Genomic DNA, 3,813 nt, shown 5'->3' on the forward strand with positions numbered 1-3,813 from the left:
GCAAGCGTCACATCCGCGCCAGGCTTACCATCACCATCACCCCAAGCCGGGCAACCATTATTAGAAGCCGGCCCAGCTATAGTCGGGCACTGGTCTTTCAGATCCGGAGTGCCATCGTTGTCACCGTCGGCATTGGGATCGCGCACTGTGATCGGGGCGAGGAGAATCTTTTCGCCCGTCGGGGTGGTCATTTTGACCGGGATGAGGTATTCACCAGGTTCGGCTTGGCCCTTCTTTGGCGCAAGCGAGATGGTTCCGTCCTCATTAACCGTCGCCCAGGGCTGCTGGCCAATCTTCACCTTGTTCTGGTCAACATCAGCAAGAAGGTCCGCCGGAATCTTCGCGTTATCCTCTAGAGGCGCGTACTTCGCGTCTCGCGGCTTGGTCCCGTTCTCCTTATGGAGCGGCGAAGCAACAGTCTCGGTCGTGTCGAGGTCGACCAAGGTGTGCTTGTACTCTGGAGTGGGCTTCGCAGCGAACGCGTCCTTTGCTAGCGCAGTATCGCGCGATCCTTCAGGATAGATCGTTGCCGTGTAGATTTCGTCATGATCGAGATCAGCCGGAACCGTGAGAGGACACGAGTTTACAACTCCCAGATTAGAGGAGTTCGAGATGCACTTATGCACCTCGTTACCCTCGGAATCCGTCCACACGATTTCGTGACCGCTCGAGGGAACAAAACCGGTAGCCTTCGTTTCGACCGTCACGCCAGGAGCCGCAGGCTTAGTGGTCTGGTTGTATTCCAGAACCTGGAAATCGCGATCTTCCATACGAAGGGCAAAATCCTGATCCCTAATATTGCTCATAGCGCCGTCGGTAGCATAGTCAACAACCTGGGCACCGTATTGATACAAGTTATCCGGGAAGTTATCAAGGGCGCCCCCTACTCCATCAGGAAGAACGGGAGCAACGTACATATATTCGACGTTAACGTGTCGCGACTCGAGGTTACCCTTGAGCCACGAAGCGCTCGCACCTTCGGGAACCGGATCACCGTGTTGCCCAGCATTTACTATTCCCTTGTAGCTGTAAGAGTCACCCCACAGGCCCTGGAACTGGATGTGATAACGTCCCTGCGCATCAGTCACAGCATATGAAGTTTCAGCAATAGCACTCTTGCCCGTATCCTGCTCATACTTCGCCATAATTTCACGCTGCGCAGCTTTAAACTGCTCGCGAGTATAGCCGTTGTGATTCTTCTTCCATTCGTCGAAGAGTTTCGCGACTCCGTCTTGAACGTAAGCGCCGACCACTTTAACGCCAGGTACTGCAACATCACCAAAGCTGTCTTGGAACATGCGCACCGCCTTAGGTGCACCAAACACATTCCTCTGGTCATAGAAAACACGACCCGAAACCCAGCCACCATTTTCCTGGTTGGTGGTTTCCTTCCAGGTGCTCTCATCCGGGAACATCTCGCTAATTTGCGGGCGCTCCTGATATGAAATATTGAAGTTCTCCGCAGCGGACTGTGGCCATGCATTCCACGTACCTACATAACGCTGCACCATCCCGTTACGAACAAATACGCCGTCGGATTCGACAAATGAATTGACGTACTTGGTTTTATCGGGGTTATCGGACCAAATACGCAAGCCTTGCCCTGCCTGAGCTTTCCACTCATGCTCGATACCAAGTGCATCTGTCCATTTCGGAAGCTTGATCGAATACTTGCCATCTGCTTTGGTTTCAGTCCAATAAACTGGCGAGACAGCACCCTTAAGTTTTTTATTATTAAAGTCAACCCACTGCGCGTAAACCTTTACGCCAGCCAGTCCTTCATCACCATTATTGAAAGTAGCAATATTACCCACTCGGTCAAGAAAAACTCGGCCATATACCGAGCTTTTAATTTCACCGAGTACACCGTCTGACCGCTCCAGCTCATAAGCTTGCGCAGAAGGAGCGCTAAACGTCGGGGTGAGACTCAGACAAAGAGCTGCAGCCGTGATACCGGCCCACAGTTTCTTACGGAGAGCACCCCCCCCGCGTTCGCGTGCCAGCCGGAGTGAAAATGCCGGGTGCCGATTTGGGCGCCCCCGTGTAGTGAGACATCTTTTCTCCATTGGTAGATAATCGGATGACTTGCGGGTGCGCATATCGCCACTTAGGTGAATTATGTGAAAGAGATGCGCCTGAGCATCACCAAAACACAATAAGTAACGCGCCACACCAGCTAAATCATTCAGAATCGTAACATAACTATAAATTGCAATTTTTGGATTTAATGAGATTTTATTAATCGCACGATTACGATTCTGACCTGGCGTTTCACCCTAATACCCCCGCAAGGAGGGAGGGCTTTCTACCTATTTAAAGGTCTTCCGCAAGAAATTTCCCAGCAAAATATGACGCAAATAACTATCCACCCAAGCTCCACATACACTCCACATCGACATTTAACTATATTTCAACCACGGGATAGAAACTGCCCCATTTGCATAATTAATGTATATTCTATTAAATATCGATGGTCGCGGACTTTCATGGTTGCGCACGAACTACCACCTTACCTAGGCACCGATCCCGCGAACCTCTTCCAAGAACGCAAGTTCCACGCGGGTTAGTGCGCGACTCGGATCCCATACCAGGCTCGTACGCGAGCGGGTCAATGGGGCTAACGGAACGAATACTAAACCGAGCGGTGAACACCGGCCGGCCGAGCAGTCATTGATGATGGCATAACCAACCCCGGCGTCAACTAATTGTGGTGCATGGTAGACGACGTCATAAATAATTTGGCATTGATCGCCATGGTCGTCCAACCAACGAGCCAACAGTCGATGACCCACACTATCATCCGGACAAATGAGCGGAAGGCCTTCAAGATCTTCTACAGTCACGCTTTCCTTAGCGGCAAGAGAAGACGCAGCAGGAACCAGAATCCCCCATCGATCTGCCGTTGGCAAGGAAAGCCGCTCATACCCTGCTAGATCCCAGGAATCTGGAGCGACAGCAAAAGACAACGCGTTACTCGCAAGTTTTTGCAAAATGGTCTCTCTACGTATCCTACGTAGTGTTACACCAACGCCAGGATGCTTATCCCGCACTCGTTTAATCGCGTGAGCAACATCCATAACGGCCGCACTTTCAACGGTACCCACGACCACATGCCCACCAATATCGCCGTGTAACATGCTGAATTCTTCGACCGTACGCTGAGACAGACTAAGAATCTCTCGGGCCCTGCCCGCAAACAGCACCCCTACAGGAGTAAGCCGTATTCCGCGTCCAGACCGGTCGAGGAGCTCTTGCCCCAGTGTCTTTTCTAATTCGCGAATCTGCTTCGTAACCGAGGGCTGACTGCAGTTCAGTTCAACGGCAGCTTCTTTAATTGATCCGACCCTCGCGACCACGACAAAGGCCTCCAGATGCTGCAGCTTCACCACACCTCCATCAGTATGTGCATATCTTGACTTTAGTTAGTTTACTTATACTACTGAATTTCGTGAAATCCGCGCTAGACACCTAACATCTCGAATAAATTTTCACACCAACAGCACACTCACCTCACAGAGACGAGGATCATACTTGCATCATAAAGGGTGGACGTGTATAGTAGAACAGTCGCCGCGGGGTGGAGCAGTTCGGTAGCTCGCCGGGCTCATAACCCGGAGGTCAGAGGTTCAAATCCTCTCCCCGCCACGAAAGAGAGTGCCTGACCAGGTAGAACACCGGTCAGGCGCTCTTGTCATACCCCCCCAGCGAACGCACATTTACTTATCTACGAGTTCCCGGCCTATAGGACACTTGGTGTTGGTTTTATCCGGACTTTTCGGCTTGCTAGCGGGCTAAAGTCGGGTTCAAACTCGG

At 51.6% G+C, this 3,813-nt stretch carries 2 protein-coding genes and 1 tRNA gene; 1 reads left to right on the top strand and 2 read right to left on the bottom strand.

The window, feature by feature from the left end; all coding sequences use genetic code 11:
- Both ACRQEG_RS09405 and ACRQEG_RS09410 read right to left on the bottom strand, forming a co-directional pair.
- Positions 1–1,814 (bottom strand): hypothetical protein (locus ACRQEG_RS09405; protein ID WP_435733868.1); only part of this gene is annotated, 1,814 nt, incomplete at its 3' end.
- A gap of 699 nt (positions 1,815–2,513) precedes the next feature.
- Positions 2,514–3,389, bottom strand: a complete 876-nt coding sequence (locus ACRQEG_RS09410) for a LysR family transcriptional regulator (RefSeq protein ID WP_320757350.1) — start codon at positions 3,387–3,389, stop codon at positions 2,514–2,516.
- A gap of 182 nt (positions 3,390–3,571) precedes the next feature.
- Between ACRQEG_RS09410 and ACRQEG_RS09415 the strand changes: the two genes are divergently transcribed.
- A tRNA-Met gene (locus ACRQEG_RS09415) sits at positions 3,572–3,645 on the top strand.
- Positions 3,646–3,813 lie beyond the last annotated feature (168 nt).

It is taken from the genome of Actinotignum stranguriae (assembly GCF_051265215.1).
Taxonomy (GTDB): Bacteria; Actinomycetota; Actinomycetes; order Actinomycetales; family Actinomycetaceae; genus Actinotignum; species Actinotignum schaalii_C.